This window comes from Rhizobium subbaraonis (genome assembly GCF_900220975.1).
GTDB lineage: Bacteria > Pseudomonadota > Alphaproteobacteria > Rhizobiales > Rhizobiaceae > Mycoplana > Mycoplana subbaraonis.
Genome location: NZ_OBQD01000015.1, coordinates 117,337 through 133,223 on the forward strand (window position 1 = coordinate 117,337; position 15,887 = coordinate 133,223).

Annotated in this window: 12 protein-coding genes and 1 tRNA gene; 8 read left to right on the top strand and 5 right to left on the bottom strand. The window is 62.9% G+C overall.

The features are described 5' to 3' along the window. Positions 1-127: 127 nt before the first annotated feature. Entirely contained in the window at positions 128-3,724 is a 3,597-nt protein-coding gene (locus CRO48_RS21900; protein ID WP_097141994.1) for a PAS domain S-box protein, read from the bottom strand. A 232-nt stretch (positions 3,725-3,956) separates the two neighbouring features. Between CRO48_RS21900 and CRO48_RS21905 the strand changes: the two genes are divergently transcribed. The 4 genes from CRO48_RS21905 (at position 3,957) to CRO48_RS21925 (ending at position 6,987) form a co-directional block, all read left to right on the top strand. Then, the gene (locus tag CRO48_RS21905; RefSeq protein ID WP_097141995.1) at positions 3,957-4,406 is read left to right on the top strand and encodes a phasin; all 450 of its coding nucleotides are present in this window, start codon (positions 3,957-3,959) and stop codon (positions 4,404-4,406) included. 179 nt (positions 4,407-4,585) lie between these two features. Then, positions 4,586-4,662 (top strand) — tRNA-His (locus tag CRO48_RS21910). Positions 4,663-5,167: 505 nt separating this feature from the next. Further along, positions 5,168-5,566 (top strand): (R)-mandelonitrile lyase, encoded by a 399-nt coding sequence (locus tag CRO48_RS21915; RefSeq protein WP_097142038.1) that lies wholly within the window; start codon positions 5,168-5,170, stop codon positions 5,564-5,566. Between the two features lie 371 nt (positions 5,567-5,937). Further along, positions 5,938-6,987, top strand: a complete 1,050-nt coding sequence (locus CRO48_RS21925; protein WP_097141996.1) for an NAD(P)-dependent alcohol dehydrogenase — start codon at positions 5,938-5,940, stop codon at positions 6,985-6,987. Between the two features lie 119 nt (positions 6,988-7,106). Here CRO48_RS21925 and CRO48_RS21930 read toward each other — a convergent pair whose 3' ends face one another. Then, positions 7,107-7,988, bottom strand: coding sequence for a LysR family transcriptional regulator (locus CRO48_RS21930; protein WP_097141997.1), 882 nt, complete (start codon positions 7,986-7,988; stop codon positions 7,107-7,109). Positions 7,989-8,108: 120 nt separating this feature from the next. Between CRO48_RS21930 and CRO48_RS21935 the strand changes: the two genes are divergently transcribed. Beyond that, a complete protein-coding gene (locus tag CRO48_RS21935) occupies positions 8,109-9,605 on the top strand; it encodes a CoA-acylating methylmalonate-semialdehyde dehydrogenase (RefSeq protein ID WP_097141998.1) in 1,497 nt (498 codons plus the stop codon). A gap of 96 nt (positions 9,606-9,701) precedes the next feature. On the opposite strand, the gene CRO48_RS21940 is transcribed toward CRO48_RS21935, so the two are convergent. Further along, positions 9,702-10,736, bottom strand: coding sequence for a Fe(3+) ABC transporter substrate-binding protein (locus tag CRO48_RS21940; RefSeq protein ID WP_097141999.1), 1,035 nt, complete (start codon positions 10,734-10,736; stop codon positions 9,702-9,704). Between the two features lie 172 nt (positions 10,737-10,908). Between CRO48_RS21940 and rirA the strand changes: the two genes are divergently transcribed. Continuing rightward, positions 10,909-11,373, top strand: a complete 465-nt coding sequence (rirA, locus tag CRO48_RS21945) for an iron-responsive transcriptional regulator RirA (protein WP_097142000.1) — start codon at positions 10,909-10,911, stop codon at positions 11,371-11,373. A gap of 80 nt (positions 11,374-11,453) precedes the next feature. Here the strand turns inward: rirA and CRO48_RS21950 are convergent, their stop codons facing one another. Next, entirely contained in the window at positions 11,454-11,861 is a 408-nt protein-coding gene (locus CRO48_RS21950) for a response regulator (RefSeq protein ID WP_097142001.1), read from the bottom strand. A gap of 177 nt (positions 11,862-12,038) precedes the next feature. Next, on the bottom strand, positions 12,039-12,761 hold the full coding sequence (locus CRO48_RS33280; RefSeq protein ID WP_176526846.1) for a helix-turn-helix transcriptional regulator: 723 nt from the start codon (positions 12,759-12,761) through the stop codon (positions 12,039-12,041). 426 nt (positions 12,762-13,187) lie between these two features. Between CRO48_RS33280 and CRO48_RS21960 the strand changes: the two genes are divergently transcribed. Both CRO48_RS21960 and CRO48_RS21965 read left to right on the top strand, forming a co-directional pair. Continuing rightward, entirely contained in the window at positions 13,188-14,783 is a 1,596-nt protein-coding gene (locus CRO48_RS21960; RefSeq protein ID WP_097142003.1) for an ABC transporter substrate-binding protein, read from the top strand. 96 nt (positions 14,784-14,879) lie between these two features. Then, a complete protein-coding gene (locus CRO48_RS21965; RefSeq protein ID WP_097142004.1) occupies positions 14,880-15,884 on the top strand; it encodes an ABC transporter permease subunit in 1,005 nt (334 codons plus the stop codon). The last annotated feature ends 3 nt before the right edge of the window (positions 15,885-15,887 follow it).

The following is a 15,887-nucleotide window of genomic DNA, read 5'->3' on the forward strand; positions in this document are numbered from 1 at the left end:
GTCCTTCCATGCGCCTTTCCCCTGCGGAAAGATTCATTCGGGCGTGGAGGCAGCCGAACGCAGCGACGTGCGAACCGATTGCGGCCGGACGGCCTGTTCCGCGCCGGACTGAACTAGCGCAATTGCCTCACACTGCCAACACGCGCGGCGAGGGAAAGGTGACTTCCACCAACGTCCCCTCGTTCGGGCTGGAGTTGATGGCGAATTGGGCGCGGTTCGCATCGACCATCGCCTTCGTCAGCGGCAGGCCGAGCCCGGTGCCGTCGCCGCGCTTGCGCGCGCCCGTCGTCACCTGCCGGAACGGCTTCATCGCCTGCTCCAGTTCGCTGCGCGTCATGCCGACGCCGGTGTCGCGGATGCGCAGCACGACGCTGCCGTTCACCTCATAGGAGGTCGAGACGACGATCTGTCCGCCGGACGGCGTGAAGCGGATCGCGTTGGCAAGGATGTTGAGGGCGATCTGCTTGATCGAACGCAGATCCGCCACGACTGGCGGAACCGCCGTCGAAAGCGAAGTGCGGATGATCACCCGCTGGCTGTTCGCCTGTGGCTGGACCAGCGCGACCGCCTCGGAGATGGTGTCGTTCAGGCCAACGGCGGTGAAGTCGAGCTCCATCTCGCCGGCCTCGATCTTGGAGATGTCGAGCAGGTCGTTGACGATATCGAGCACGTGCCGGCCGGACCGGCCGATATCGTTGGCATACTCGACATACCGCGGATGGCCGATCGGGCCGAAGCGCTCGCCGGCCATCATGTCGGAAAAGCCGATGATGGCGTTGAGCGGGGTGCGGATCTCGTGACTGACGCGGGCGAGGAATTCGCTCTTGTGCGCGTTCGCCGTCTCTGCCGCCCGCTTGGCGTTGCGCAGTTCCTCCTCGGTCCGTTTCCACTGGGTGATGTCGCGGATGACGGCGCAATAGCCGCTGGAGGAGGAGAGGCGCCCCATCGTCATGAACAGCGGAATGAAGCCGCCGGAGGCCTCCCGGCCGATGACCTCGCGGCCGTCGTTCAGCACACTCGCGACGCCGTGGCCGGCGAGACCGGCGAGATAGTCGATGACGGCCTTCTGGCTCTCATGGGCGAAGAGGATGGCGAACGGCTTTCCGCGCACCTCTTCCTCGTCATAGTTGAACAGCGCGCTTGCCGAGCGGTTGATCGAGCGGATCTCGCCTTCCTGGTCCACCACGACGACGCCATCGGTCGCGGTTTCGAGAATGGAACGCAGCTCGTTGGCTTCGTTGCGAAGCGCTGAAAGATTGGCAGATTCGGCGACAGTGGCCTCGACCGCTGGCGCTTCTGCCTCAAACGGTGCTGCCGGCGAAAGTGCAAGCATGAGCGCGGTGCCGCTTTCCCAGCGGATGGATTGCAGGCGCGCAGTGACGGGCGTGGCCGTGACGCCGTCCGCATGGTGCAGCAGCATCGAGCCCGGCTGGGCCGCGTCTTCCTCTTCCGGCTGGTCCAGCAGGATATCCAGTCCGCCGGCCTGCTCCAGTTCGTCCAGCGAGGCAAAGCCGGTAAGTGCGAGGAATTCCGGATTGGCGTGGATCATCCGGTCGCCCGCATGGATCAGGAGCGCCAACGGCAAGGCGTCGACGACCGATGCCGTCAGCCCGTAGTCCATGGCCGTCCTGGCTGCGGTGATCGACAAGCTCTTCGGTGGCGCATCGTCGGCGTGTTCCCCGACCTCGAGGCCGGGGATCTCGTCGCCGTCCGCGCTCTGCCCGTCCGCCTGCGTCGGTTCCTGCGCCCTGGCGGCGGCCTCGGCCGCGGGAGGATTTGCAGCAGCGGACTCGGCCTTGCTCCCAATAGTCGGGTGTTGCCCGGCTTCGGCCTGCGGCGCTGCCGGCTGGTCCTGCTGCGGGACATCGCCGGGCTGGCGCTTGCCGAACGTCTCGCCGAGCTGGCGGGCGATCTCGCGGAAGGCGGCTTGCTCGCCGCTGGTCAGGGCGGAGCGTCCGCGTCGATCGTCCAGCTGGACGACCTTGTCCGACTGGCGGCGGGCGGCGGGTTCGACGAGGCGAAGGGCAGGACGCTCGCCACGGAATTGGTCGTCGGCCTCGGTATGGTCTGGACTGTCGGCGATGAGCGCGACGGTCTCTTCAGAGGAGGCAGGCGCCTCGCCCTCCATTTCCTCTTCCAGCAACTCGTCGAGCACCGAAGGCGGTGGCGAGATTTCGCCATGCGCCGCGTCCGCCAAGTCGTCCGGCATGTCGCCCGGCGCGTCGTCGGTCGAAATGTCTGCCTGTCCGAAATCGTCTACGTCCGGGACGTCGTGGGCGCCGATCTTGAGGCCAAGCCCGTTTGGATCTTCAACGGCGTCCGCGATCCGAACGATGCCGAAGCCGCGGAACCCGTCGAATTCGCGGCTACGCGAATAGGTGGGAAGGGCTGCCAGATCGACGGGCACGAGCAGGTTCGTTCCCTCGATCGGCCACTGGATCGTCTTGCCCGACCAGGTGTCGCGTCGGTGCAGCTGTTCCGCGATCGCACCGTCCGTATCGAAACCGAATCGGCGGGCGACCTCCGTAAACTGCACGCCGATCACGTCGGCCGCATGCTCTCCGACGACCGCGGCGAACTCGTCGGAGAGCTCGCTGAATACGCCTTCCGCATCGATCTTCCAGACAAAACGGACAGGGCGGATCGACCGTTCGGGCTTGGCGGCTGCTGGTTCGGTATGGCTCTGAAGCGCCGGACGCGCGTCGTCTTCGCCCCCAGGCTGTGCCGCCTGGGCCGGAATGTCGGCGTCGGTAGTCGCAGGGGCGGGCGCGATGTCGCTTTCGGGAGCATCGCCCGTGGCATCAACAGGAATGTCATCGGCCGGCAGCTCCGTCGAAACGTCCGCAACCGGTTCGACTGCCGGAGGAGGTTCGCGCCCTTCCACCGGAACCGTCTCTATGGCTTCGGCCGGCTCTTGCGCCTGCATCGGCTCTCCGGCTGCCGGCAATTCCGCGAGGCCGTCCGCCACGATATCGCTTGAGAGGGATGCGCCTTCTCTCGTCGAGGCCGCGTCTGCAGGAGCCGCGCCGCCGGTCTCCTGTTCCGGGTCCATGTGGCCGAGAATGGTTTCGACGGCGAAAAGCAGGTTGAGGGCCGGTTCGTCGGAAATCCGGCCGAGGGCGGCAGGCAGGAGGCCCTTGCCGGTTGGCACCGGGCGCTTGATGAGCCCGTCGGTCTCGCGCCTGGCAGCCTCCACCATCCGTCGCCGCGCCTCCTCGCTGATCCCGAGGCGGCCGAAGCCGGGCGAGGCGGCGACGATGGCCCCGTCGTCGCCGAGAACCGCCATGTGCGTATCCGGATCGTCGAAACCGACCAGCAGCGAAGCGGCCCGCTGCGCGATCGTCTCGCCCGTTCTTGCCGAAGGCGTGCTGAAGAGGATGGCGTCCTGGCCCGGCTGGAGCGTGATGCGCTCGACATGGGTGTTTACCGGCAGGCCGCGATATCCGGTGCCAATGCGCAAAAGCATGCTGCGCCCGATCCCGCTATGCGGCAGTTGCCGCGCGGCGGCTGCAAGCTGGCGGAATACCACGTCGCCGGTGGGCAGGGGCGCGTCGAGAAAATCGTAGATCGACATGTGGCCGAAGAGCGCGGCGCCGCGGCCGTTCGCCCAGAGAACACTCTGCATATCGAGCGAAAACAGCACCACCGCCTCGCCACGGGCGAACGGAAGGCGCACCCGTTCGTGCACGGCGACGTCTATAAAGGGGTACTGATGAGCGGACATCGGCAGCCTGTCATGGGTTCCCGGCGGCCACCGCCGCACGCTTAACGCTTTATTAATAGCGGCGGGCACTGCACGGGTCCAGCTTCGCCGCTCTCGCCGTCCCGCTCTTTCAGCCGGAAGGGTTAACGTTGTGCGCCGCACAATAATGTTGCAACGCACAATAAGATCGTATATAAGCAACTCATTCCGCAATCAGGCCCTCGTTGCGAGGGCTGTATCAAGGACGATTGAAATGGCAGTTAAGAAGACCGATGACGTATTCTCCTTTGCCGCATTCGACCCGGCCAAGGTATCCGACAGCTTCCGCGAGTTTGCCGAGAAGGGCGCCGTTCAGAGCAAGGAAGCCTATTCCAAGCTGAAGACCGCCACCGAAGACGCGACGAAGGTCGTCGAGGCAACCCTCGAAAACGCTCAGGCCGGCACCGTCGAACTCGGCCTTGCCGCCATCGACGCGCTGCGCACCAATGCCGAGAGCTCGCTTTCGCATATGGAAGCGCTGCTTGGCGTGAAGTCCGTCTCCGAACTGTTCGAGCTGCAGACTGCCTTCCTGCGCAAGCAGGCCGAAGTCGTCGTCGAACAGGCAAAGACCATGCAGGAAGCAACCCGCAAGGTTGCCGAGAAGGTTGCCGAGCCCGGCAAGTCGGCAGCCGAAAAGGCGCTGAAGACCTTCAAGGCCGCCTGAGCATATTCATCAGGACGGCGTCTGCCTCGCGCTCGCTTGAAGCGCCGAGCCGGACGCTAGGGGCAGAAAAGGGCTGGACGCCATGTCCGGCCCTTTTTAATATGGATCGGTCAACTAGGGGCTTGCAATCTCGTCTGCCTGCCCGTATGTGAACGCCAAAGCGCCAAGGCGCTTTGAGTGCGGTTGTAGCTCAGTTGGTTAGAGCGCAGGTTTGTGGCACCTGAGGTCGGAGGTTCGAGACCCCCCAACCGTACCATTTCTCCACTTGTCCGACCCGGACCCACAGGTAACGGTTTGTCCCTGAGACATGCCTCGTGACGAACGAGGCTATCGATATCTTCCCAAACTCCTGTTGTGTAGCACTTCTGAAAATCCAATGGATTTTCGCGACGTCATCATCGCATGGCTGATCTTGCTGTTCATCTTGTACCCGATGACACGGCATCCGTTGTTTTCCCGGACAGGAGCCGCCCCCTTGAGCACGAGCGTGTGCCAGCCTTGCTGACGGCCGCTGACCTGATACGGCGCAGGCGCACAAGAGGCATCGTTCGAAGAAACCGATGCAGCCTGGGCAGCGCGCGCGGAGCCCGTTCGCGAGTCACGGTCGCGACCGCAGGAGATCATCCAGGTTTTCCCGCAGCATTGATGAGGCTCATTCATAAGTACATGCGATCTCCACTGGCTAATCGCACCGCAGGACAGGTGCTATGGTGGACGCGAATGGCGCAAAGTCGCCGGCATCGGTCAGGAAGGAACACCCCATGGAAATTCGCCGCGCAGGAACTCAGGCTTCGACCAAGGGGCCATCGGACTGGTTCACCGGAAGCGTCCGCATCGATCCGCTCTTTCCCGCCAGCTCGCCTGCGCGGGCGGCAGGCAATGCGGTGACGTTCGAGCCCGGCGCGCGCACCGCCTGGCACACGCATCCGCTCGGGCAGGTGCTGCTCGTTACGGCCGGTTGCGGCCGCGTGCAGCGCGAGGGCGGCCCGGTCGAGGAGATCCGGCCCGGCGACGTTGTCTGGTTCGAGCCCGGTGAAAAACACTGGCATGGTGCTGGTCCGGCGACGGCGATGACCCATATCGCCATCCAGGAGGCCCTCGACGGCAAGGCGGTCGAGTGGATGGAGAAGGTCACGGACGCGCAATATGGCGCCGTCTGATCCGTCCCGCGAAGACTTGGCTCGCGAAACGAAAGAGAAAGCGTCATGAAGAAGCGTGTTCCTGGCCGGACGGCCGAGAGGTTTCGGAATCGGCTTCGGCTGCAGGGGGGCTGAACCACGGCTATGCTGCCGGCCCTGGGCGTTCCGATGCGGTCAATCTTATCCTCGGGACGACCACGCTTCACCGCCCCGGTGAGAATCTGGGAGCAGCGAGCGTGGAATTGTCGGGCAGCGAACACGCCGCGATGATTGAAGCACTGCATAATTTGGCGATCCGGGGCGCGCGCAATCCCGCAAATCTCCAAACACGGGTCGGCCGATAGGCCTCCATTTCATTATCATCAGTTCGTACAGAAAGAAGGAATTGCCGCATGAAAACCTATGGTTTTGCCGCGATCGATGCCAGGGAGCCGCTCGTCCCGTTCACGTTCGAGCGTCGCGCTCCGCGCGCAAACGACGTCGTCATGGAGATCCTCTATTCCGGGGTCTGCCATTCGGATCTGCACATGGCACGCAACGACTGGCACTGGACGGTCTATCCGCTGGTGCCCGGCCATGAGATCGTCGGGCGCGTCATCGAGATCGGCAGCGAGGTCACCCGCTACAAGGTGGGTGATCACGTCGCGGTGGGCTGCATGGTCGACAGTTGCCTCGAATGCGACCAGTGCGGGCGCGGGGAGGAGCAGCTTTGCCGAAAGGGCAACACGGGCACCTACAATGCGCCCGACCGCATCACCGGCGATATCACGCGCGGCGGCTACTCCAAGCACCTCGTCGTTCGCGAGGAGTTCGCCTGCCGCATTCCGGACGGACTCGACCTGTCCCGCGCCGCACCGTTGCTGTGCGCCGGCATCACCACCTATTCGCCGCTCAGGACGTGGAACGTCGGTCCCGGCAGCCGTGTCGGGGTCATCGGGCTTGGCGGTCTCGGACACATGGCGGTCAAGCTTGCCGCGGCGATGGGCGCGGAGGTGACCGTGCTCAGCCGTTCGAGCGGCAAGGCGGAGGATGCGCTTGCGCTCGGCGCCGACAAGCTGCTGATCTCGACCGATGCAGAGGCGATGGAGGCGGCACAGTCCAGCTTCGACCTGATCGTCGATACCGTCCCCGTCAAGCACGATCTCGATCCTTACCTGCCGTTGCTGGATGTCGACGGTACGCTGGTCATCGTCGGTCAGGTCGGACCGATGAGCGCATTCAACAGCGTTCCCATGCTGCTGGGTCGCCGTCGCGTCGCCGGCTCGCCGATCGGCGGCATCCGCCAGACGCAGGAGCTTCTAGACTTCTGCGCCCGCAAGAACGTGCTTCCGGATGTCGAAATGATCCGCATGGATCAGATCAACCAGGCCTTCGACCGGATGGAGCGCTCGGACGTGCGCTATCGCTTCGTCATCGACATGGCGTCGCTTCAGGCCGCGTAATGAGACCTCGGCAGGGCCAGTGAGGCCTTGGTTTCAGCAGGCATGACCGGGTCCTCGGAGTGGCCCGGTAATGCCGTCCCCGTGCCGGGGCGATCGCGGCTGGACCATACGCTGCCGCGTCAGACGAAGATCCCCTGTTCCTGATCCACCAGTTCCTGCACGAAGCCTGTCACCGTACGCACCCGCGCAAGGTCCCTGGCACTTTCGTGATAGGTGGTCCAGTAAGCCCGCCGGATCGTCGCGTCCGGGAGGATGCGGACAAGTTCCGGGTCCTGCCGGGCGATATAGTTGTGAAGGATGCCGATGCCGGCGCCGGAGCGCACGGCTTCCGTCTGTCCCGTGGCGCTCGATATCTCGAACGAGGCGTTCCAGTTGCGTAGGATCTCGCCGGTGAAGTCGAGCGAGGCGGTGAAGATCAGGTCCTCCACATAGCCGATGCGCCGATGCGTTTTCAGCGCCTCGATGTCGCCGGGTTCGCCGTTGCCGGCAAGATAGCCGCGACTTGCATAGAGTCCGAGCGTATAGTCGGTCAGCTTGGAGGAAACGAGCCGCCCCTGGTCGGGCCGTTCGAGCGTGATGGCGATGTCGGCCTCGCGCTGCGAAAGGGAGAAGGAGCGCGGCACCGGCACGAGCTGGATTTTCAGCTCCGGGTGGCGCGCCGTCAGTCGGCCGAGCCGCGGCGCCAGGAACGACACGCCGAAGCCATCCGGCGCGCCGATGCGCACGGTGCCCGCGACGGCGGCATCGATGCGGCCGATACTGGCCTGGGCTGTGAGCATTTCCGTCTCCATCCGCTCGGCGGCGTGGAGGAACACTTCGCCCTCCGCCGTGAGCTCGCAGCCATTCGTCCGCCGGACCAGAAGCCGCGTCTTCATCTCCTTCTCCAGCGCGCTGACGCGGCGGCTGAGCGTCGCGTGGTTGACGCCGAGCCGGCGGGAGGCGGCCAGAAGTTGTCCGGTGCGGGCAACCGCGAGAAACATGCGAACGTCGTCCCAGTTCATGATTTCGCCTTCGACCCCGGTTGGGGCTATAATTTATGCACAACGGTTGCTTACATCAGGCGATTGAGTTGAGCAATTTGTAGTGCGATCATGCCTTTATAAACAGTTGGAGGAAGTCCCATGCGTGAGATCGGACATTTCATCGGCGGCAAGCACGTTGCCGGCAAGAGCGGCCGCACGGCCGACGTATTCAACCCCGCCACCGGCGAAGTGCAGGCAAAGGTCGCACTGGCAGGCGATGCCGAGCTCGCCGCCGCCGTCGAAGTGGCCAAGGCCGCCCAGCCCGCCTGGGCTGCGGCCAATCCGCAGCGCCGCGCCCGCGTGTTCATGAAGTTCGTCCAGCTCTTGAACGAAAACATGAACGACCTTGCCGAGATTCTTTCGAAGGAGCACGGCAAGACCATCGAGGACGCCAAGGGCGACATCCTGCGCGGCCTCGAGGTCTGCGAATTCGTCATCGGCATCCCGCATCTTGCCAAGGGCGAGTTCACCGAAGGCGCCGGTCCGAACATCGACATGTACTCTATGCGCCAGCCCGTGGGCATCGGTGCCGGCATCACGCCGTTCAACTTCCCGGCGATGATCCCGATGTGGATGTTCGCGCCCGCGATCGCCTGCGGCAACGCCTTTATCCTCAAGCCTTCCGAACGTGACCCCTCAGTGCCGATCCGCCTTGCGGAACTGATGATCGAGGCCGGCCTGCCGGCAGGCATCCTCAACGTCGTCAACGGCGACAAGGGTGCGGTCGACGCGATCCTCACCCATCCGGACATTGGCGCGGTATCCTTCGTCGGCTCCACGCCGATCGCCCGCTACGTCTATGGCACCGCGGCGATGAACGGCAAGCGCGCCCAGTGCTTCGGCGGCGCCAAGAACCACATGATCATCATGCCCGATGCCGACCTCGACCAGGCCGCAAACGCGCTGATGGGCGCAGGCTACGGCTCCGCCGGCGAGCGCTGCATGGCAATCTCGGTCGCCGTCCCGGTCGGCGAAGAAACCGCCAACCGCCTGATCGACAAGCTGACGCCGATGGTCGAGAGCCTGCGTATCGGCCCCTATACCGACGAGAAAGCCGATCTGGGCCCGGTCGTCACCAAGGAAGCCCAGGCGCGCATCAGGGGCCTGATCGATCGCGGCGTGGAAGAGGGCGCGAAGCTCGTCGTCGATGGCCGCGATTTCAAGCTTCAGGGCTATGAGGACGGCTATTTCGTCGGCGGCTGCCTGTTCGACCACGTCACCCCTGAGATGGACATCTACAAGACCGAGATCTTCGGGCCGGTCCTCTCGGTCGTGCGTGCGAAGAACTACGAGGAAGCGCTTTCGCTGCCGATGAAGCACGAATACGGCAACGGCGTTGCGATCTACACCCGCGACGGCGATGCGGCCCGTGACTTCGCCTCCCGCATCAACATCGGCATGGTCGGCGTCAACGTGCCGATCCCGGTTCCGCTTGCCTACCACTCTTTCGGTGGCTGGAAGGCCTCTTCCTTCGGCGATCTCAACCAGCACGGCACGGATTCGATCAAATTCTGGACGCGCACCAAGACGGTCACAAGCCGCTGGCCGTCGGGCATCAAGGACGGCGCCGAGTTCGTCATGCCGACGATGAAGTAAATCTCGGATAGGTGGCCTTGCTCGCGAGGCCCACCGAGCTAAAAAAGACGGCGGCCTCTCGGCCGCCGTTCGCATTTCTCGGATCGCGTGCGTCGATCAGTTGCCCGGGCCGTCGTTCACGCCGACCTTGTCGACCAGTTCCGATGCCTTCTTGCGGTTGGCGGCGATCTCTGCGAGCGGCAGCGTGTCCGGCTTGATGGTGCCGAACGACTTGACGATGTCCGAGGGCTCCTTGCCTGGCATGACAGGATACTCGAAGACCTGCTCGGCATAGATTTCCTGGGCTTCGCCGGAAGCGAGGAAGTCGATCAGCTTCTGCGCGTTTTCCTTGTTCGGCGCATTCTTCGCCATGGCGACGCCCGACACGTTTACATGCGTGCCGCGATCGTTGGAGTTGGGGAACAGGACCTTGATCGCGTTGGCCCAGTCCTTCTGCTCCGTCTCCTTGTCATTGGTCATCATCAGGCCGACATAGTAGGTGTTGCCCAGGGCGATATCGCATTCGCCGGCGAAGATGGCCTTGGCCTGGTCCCGGTCGCCGCCGTCCGGCTTGCGGGCAAGGTTGGCTTTCAGCCCCTTCAGCCACTCTTCCGTCTTTGCCTCGCCGTCATGGGCGATGAGCGATGCGATCAGGCCGACATTATAGGAGTGCTGCGCATCGCGGATGCAGATCTTGCCCTTCCACTTCGGGTCGGCCAGCTCTTCATAGGTGATCGTATCCTGTGCGACGCGGTCCTTGGAGGCGTAGACGACGCGGCCGCGCGTGGTCAGGCCGACCCAGGCGCCGTCGGGATCGCGATACTGTGCCGGAATGTCGGTGTCCACGATCGCGCTCTTGATCGGCTGCGTGACGCCGGCGTCCTTGGCTTCGGTAAGGCGGCTGATGTCGACCGTCAGGATGATGTCCGCCGGCGAATTCTCGCCTTCCGCCTGGATGCGCTCCACGAGGCCCTTGTCCAGGAACAGCACGTTCGTCGCGATGCCCGTCTCCTGGGTGAAGCGGTCGAGCAACGGCTTGATCAGGTCGGGCTGGCGATAGGAATAGATGTTCACTTCTCCCTCTGCCAACGCCGGTGCGGCGGTGCTTGCGGCTAGCGCAAGGGCAAGTGCGATCTTCCATGAGTGTGCCATGGGACGGTCCTCCTTATATCTTAACTGGCTAAGTCACCTTTAGCGGGGGGCGGTCGGCAGTCAATGCCGCGCGCGCTTATAACATGAATTTGATTTTCCGCTTTTTTGGAATTGTTCCAAACTTTGATACGGCCTATATGTAGAGCCAACCTTATCGGATTCGGAGTCGGCAATGCGCCTGACGAAACAGACCAACTATGCTGTGCGGCTGCTGATGTACTGCGCTGCGAACGGCGAAAAGCTGAGTCGCATTCCCGAGATCGCCAGGGCCTATGGCGTTTCGGAGCTGTTCCTGTTCAAGATTCTCCAGCCGCTGACGCGTGCGGGACTTGTGGAAACGGTGCGCGGACGTAACGGCGGGGTCCGACTGCCCAAGCCCGCGTCAGAGATCACGCTGTTCGACGTCGTGCGCGTAACCGAGGATTCGTTCGCCATGGCCGAATGTTTCGAGGCCGGCGAAATCGAGTGTCCGCTGGTCGACAGCTGCGGCCTGAACGCCGCGCTGCGCAAGGCGCTGAACGCGTTCTTCGATGTCCTGCAGCAGTATACGATTGACGACCTGGTCAAGGCGCGCCCGCAGATCGGCTTCCTGCTTGGGCTTGAAGGTCCGCCTGCCGAGCGCCAGCCTGCGGCCTGAGAGCTGCTTTTCCGTCTGAGCCAGCCCCGTGCCCGTCCGGTCGCGGGGCTTTTTCGTGCGGCGCACTTTCGCTTGCGGCGCTATTGAAAAGTGCCCATCCCTTTGTCGACGAATTCCTGAATAATGAAGCCGATCGCGGTCGGATCCAGCTCCGACTTGTCGATGCGGAAGTCGACGCCATAGTCGTCGATGTTCTGGAAGTAGGCGTCGGCGATCGACGACGAGATGACGCCGATCGGGCCGATATAGCCGTTCTGGCGAAGTTCAGGGACCGTCTCGCGGAAGTCCGCCTGCGGCTGCAGGCGGTTGTCCATCAGGATCATGTCGAGGCGCGGTTCGCCGGTGCGGATGAATTCGAGGGCGGCCTCCACCGTCTCGACATAGTGCAGCTTGACATCGACGTTCGGTACCTTGCGCATCAAGGCGCGCATGATGACGTTCTCGGCGGGATCGTCGTCAACGAGCAGGATGTTTATGGTGACGGTCATGGCGAGCTCGGCCTGGGCGTTAACCGGTTGTCTATCTTGCATGTGGACCGGTTGGTCTCGCGCGACGTCGTCCGGAAGCCGCGGTAGCGTCCCGCCACATTCGTCGCACTGTGGTTCAACAAACGGTCTACCACAACCCCTCGTTTTGCAATTGTACACCGTTCCCAGTGGTCCGGCCTACTGAATGATCTGCTCTCGGATCGCTTTGGCGACCATTTGCGTGCGGTTCACCACGTCGAGCTTCTTCAGGATCGTTGCGGTATGGGAGTTGACGGTGTGCTCCGAGACCGAAACGATGAGGGCTATCTCGCTCGCCGTCTTGCCATAGGATATCCACCGCAGGATTTCGGTCTCGCGCCGAGTCAGGCCTGTTCCGGTTTTGATCGATAGGACGGCACGAAAGAAGTAGTCGAAGACGCAAGCGGTCTCGTAGCATAGTTCCATGTGCTGCTGGCGATGGATGTCGCTGTTGTCGCCGAGGTAGATCACCGCATGGCGGGCGCCGGACGTGGCCTGTACGGGAACGGCCGCCGCCAGCTCGAAGCCGAGTTGCGTCAGCAGGCTATGTGTCGCGCCGTCGCCGGTCTCAACCGGCAGATCCCCGGCTCGCCAGACCGTCGGTATGGCCGAGCGGTGAAGGCTTTTCGCCACGTCGGATTCGTGGAAGCGGTGCCGCTTGTCGTAGGTTTCCGCAAGGCCGGCCGACAGGTCGTGCAGCACAAGCTTGCTCGCAAGGCTGCCGCCTTCCTGATCCGCCCCCAACTGAATGACGCAGAAATGCTCGAAGCCGAAGCGCAGCGCCGTGCCGTGAAACAGGCGGAAGAAATCGACACGATTGAGAGCCTTGTCCAAATCGCATTCGAAATCATATCGGCGATGATGCGGTGAAAGTGCGGCCACGCGGCTCCCCAACCATCTGACGCAGGACTGTAGCCGCGCAAAAAGCATGAGCAAAGAGTATTAGGTCCGTTTTTTCGCAGTGGGACACATTTTTCCGTGAGAATATGCCTGACATGCACGTAAGTGACCGTTTCTGGGAGCAATTTCGTACGTTTCGCGCATGTCGGTCAGGTGTGCCGGCAGTTGTGTCCGTTCGATTCATGCCCGGTATGCGTCGCCGGCCTGCCATGGGCGCGAGACAGATGAAATGGCCCGTAAAATGCCTTCTGCGGATGATTTTTCTCTACTGTTTTACATCTGGATAAAATTATTCGCGGCCTTATTGCAATCGCGCGGCAAATATCGTTCCATCCGCGCAAGGCCGGGGGCCCGACTTGCGCACCCGCGACCGAAACAAACAAAAAAGCAAAATCTGGGAAGCTCGCTATGAAAAAGCTGACTACTCTCCTCGCGGCGACCGCGCTTGCGTCCATGATGGCGTCTGCCGCCTGGTCCAAGACCCTCGTCTATTGCTCCGAAGGATCGCCGGAAGGCTTTGATCCCGGCATGTATACCGCTGGTACGACGTTCGACGCATCGTCGCGCACGGTCTACAACCGCCTCGTTGAATTCAAGCACGGCAGCACGGAGATCGAGCCGGGCCTTGCCGAAAGCTGGACCGTTTCCGACGACGGCACTGTCTACACCTTCAAGCTCCGTCCGGGCGTGAAGTTCCAGACCACCGAATTCTTTACGCCGACGCGCGAACTCAGTGCCGACGACGTCATCTTCTCGTTCGAGCGCCAGTACAAGGAAGACAACAAGTGGAACAAGTACGTCGCGGGCGCGTCCTGGGAGTACTTTGCCGGCATGGGCTTCCCGGAACTGATCAAGTCGATCGAGAAGGTTGACGATCTGACGGTCAAGTTCACCCTCAACCGCCCGGAAGCGCCGTTCCTCGCCAACCTCGGCATGGACTTCGCCTCGATCCTGTCGAAGGAGTACGCCGACAAGCTCGAAGCCGACGGCAAGATGGAGCTGATGAACCAGCAGCCGCTCGGCACCGGCCCCTACACCTTCGTTGCCTATCAGGCCGACGCCGCCATCCGCTACAAGGCCAACCCGGACTACTGGGGCGGCGCGCAGAAGATCGACGACCTCGTCTTCGCGATCACGACCGACGCCGCCGTCCGCGCCCAGAAGCTCAAGGCCGGCGAATGCCATATCATGCCTTATCCGAACGCCGCTGACGTTGCCGGCCTGAAGGAAGACCCGAACCTGACGGTTCTGGAGCAGGAAGGCCTGAACGTCGCCTACCTCGCCTACAACACGCTGGTGGCTCCGTTCGACAAAGTCGAGGTCCGCAAGGCGCTCAACATGGCCGTCAACAAGCAGGCCATCGTCGATGCTGTGTTCCAGGGCGCGGCAACGGTTGCCAAGAACCCGATCCCGCCGACCATGTGGTCGTACAATGACGCCGTCGAAGACGACAAGTACGATCCGGAAGCAGCCAAGAAGATGCTTGAGGATGCAGGCGTTTCCGGCCTGAAGATGAAGATCTGGGCCATGCCGGTCGCTCGTCCCTACATGCTCAACGCGCGCCGCGCCGCCGAGCTGATGCAGGCCGACCTTGCCAAGATCGGCGTCGAGGTCGAGATCGTCTCCTACGAGTGGGCCGAATACCTCAAGCTCTCCTCCGACAAGAACCGCGACGGTGCCGTCATCCTCGGTTGGACCGGCGACAACGGCGATCCGGACAACTTCCTCGACACGCTGCTTGGTTGCGACGCCGTCGGCGGTAACAACCGCGCACAATGGTGCAACAAGGAATTCGACGACCTGATGACGAAGGCCAAGGCGACCGCCGACGTTGCAGAGCGCACGAAGTACTATGAAGAGGCCCAGGTCATCTTCAAGAAGGAAGCCCCTTGGAACACCATCGACCACTCGCTCGTCGCCGTCCCTATGAACAAGAAGGTCACGGGCTTCGTGATGGACCCGCTCGGCATCCACCGCTTTGACGGTGTGGACATCGCCGAGTAAAATACCAACAAGAAAAGCACGCCGACAAAGAGTGTGCATTGCCGGCGGCCCGAAGACATTCGGGCCGTCGGTTTTTTCCAACAGGGATTGGCTCCCATGCTACGCTTCATTCTCGGACGGCTTGCCGTCCTGATACCCACGTTCATCGGGGTATCGATCATTGCCTTCTCGTTCATCCGACTCCTTCCCGGCGACCCGGTCATGCTGATGTCCGGCGAGCGGGTCATGTCGCCAGAACGCCATGCCGAACTGATGAACCAGCTCGGCCTCGACCGGCCGATGTATGTGCAGTACCTGGATTACCTGGGCGGGCTGCTGACCGGCGACTTCGGCAGCTCGATCGTCACCAAGCGCCCGGTGCTGGACGACTTCCTGCAGCTCTTCCCGGCGACCCTCGAACTGTCGCTCTGCGCCATCATCCTCGCCGTCTGCTTGGGGATTCCCGCAGGCGTTCTGGCGGCTGTAAAGCGCGGCTCGTGGATCGACCAGACCGTGATGGGCGCGGCCCTCGTCGGCTATTCGATGCCGATCTTCTGGTGGGGCCTGCTGCTGATCATCTTCTTCTCCGGCTATCTGGGCTGGACTCCCGTCTCGGGCCGCATCTCGCTGTTGTATTTCTTCCCGCCCGTCACCGGTTTCATGCTGATCGACAGCCTTCTGTCCGGGCAGGCTGGCGCCTTCAAGTCGGCGGTCACCTACCTGATCCTGCCCACGATCGTGCTGGCGACGATTCCGCTCGCCGTCATCGCCCGCCAGACGCGGTCGGCGATGCTCGAAGTGCTGGGTGAAGACTACGTCCGCACCGCCCGCTCCAAGGGGCTCGCACCCTTGCGCGTCGTCGGCGTGCATGCGTTGCGCAACGCCATGATTCCGGTCATCACCACCATCGGCCTGCAGGTCGGCGTGCTGCTGGCCGGCGCGATCCTGACGGAAACGATCTTTTCCTGGCCGGGCATCGGCAAGTGGATGGTCGATTCGGTGTTCAAGCGGGATTACGCGGTAGTGCAGGGCGGCCTGATGCTGATCGCCGGCGTCATCATGCTCGTGAACCTGATCGTCGATCTGCTCTACGGGTTCATCAACCCGCGGATCCGGCACTAGGAG

Excerpts from the sequence above, each read along its gene's own strand:
- CRO48_RS21900 (WP_097141994.1), bottom strand. The coding sequence starts at position 3,724 with ATGTCCGCTCATCAGTACCCCTTTATAGACGTCGCCGTGCACGAACGG.
- CRO48_RS21905 (WP_097141995.1), top strand. The coding sequence starts at position 3,957 with ATGGCAGTTAAGAAGACCGATGACGTATTCTCCTTTGCCGCATTCGAC.
- CRO48_RS21915 (WP_097142038.1), top strand. The coding sequence starts at position 5,168 with ATGGAAATTCGCCGCGCAGGAACTCAGGCTTCGACCAAGGGGCCATCG.
- CRO48_RS21925 (WP_097141996.1), top strand. The coding sequence starts at position 5,938 with ATGAAAACCTATGGTTTTGCCGCGATCGATGCCAGGGAGCCGCTCGTC.
- CRO48_RS21930 (WP_097141997.1), bottom strand. The coding sequence starts at position 7,988 with ATGAACTGGGACGACGTTCGCATGTTTCTCGCGGTTGCCCGCACCGGA.
- CRO48_RS21935 (WP_097141998.1), top strand. The coding sequence starts at position 8,109 with ATGCGTGAGATCGGACATTTCATCGGCGGCAAGCACGTTGCCGGCAAG.
- CRO48_RS21940 (WP_097141999.1), bottom strand. The coding sequence starts at position 10,736 with ATGGCACACTCATGGAAGATCGCACTTGCCCTTGCGCTAGCCGCAAGC.
- rirA (WP_097142000.1), top strand. The coding sequence starts at position 10,909 with ATGCGCCTGACGAAACAGACCAACTATGCTGTGCGGCTGCTGATGTAC.
- CRO48_RS21950 (WP_097142001.1), bottom strand. The coding sequence starts at position 11,861 with ATGACCGTCACCATAAACATCCTGCTCGTTGACGACGATCCCGCCGAG.
- CRO48_RS21960 (WP_097142003.1), top strand. The coding sequence starts at position 13,188 with ATGAAAAAGCTGACTACTCTCCTCGCGGCGACCGCGCTTGCGTCCATG.
- CRO48_RS21965 (WP_097142004.1), top strand. The coding sequence starts at position 14,880 with ATGCTACGCTTCATTCTCGGACGGCTTGCCGTCCTGATACCCACGTTC.